We start from the raw sequence: 268 nt of genomic DNA, 5'->3' as shown, positions 1-268 counted from the left end.
CAACTGACGGTCGAGCAGTGTCAGGTACTTTGCCTGGAAGACTGTCAGGAACGTCAGGTGTGGGTGTACGAAGAAGCAAAATCCGGCTGGCAAAATACCTCCGCTACTGTGCTGAAAAAACTTATCACCGACAAAGAAATTTCGGTCACTGATAGCCGGTTTCTGTTCGTGGGCCGTGAAGCCTACGAGGCCGCAGGCGGCGTTGTGCGTGAAGATCTGTTCAGCCAGCAGGACGGCGAAGGTACAGCTGACGTGGTGCTGCTGGAAG

1 protein-coding gene is annotated in these 268 nt (G+C 54.5%); it reads left to right on the top strand.

Annotated features, from left to right (window positions below; translation table 11 throughout):
- Positions 1 to 63: 63 nt before the first annotated feature.
- A partial coding sequence (locus N7568_RS23795) for a hypothetical protein (protein ID WP_261612161.1) occupies positions 64 to 268 on the top strand: 205 nt, incomplete at its 3' end.

It is taken from the genome of Paenarthrobacter aurescens (assembly GCF_025421775.1).
Lineage (GTDB): Bacteria > Actinomycetota > Actinomycetes > Actinomycetales > Micrococcaceae > Arthrobacter > Arthrobacter aurescens_B.
Note: the sequence above shows the minus strand (reverse complement) of the source record. Positions and strands in the feature narration are given on the sequence as shown.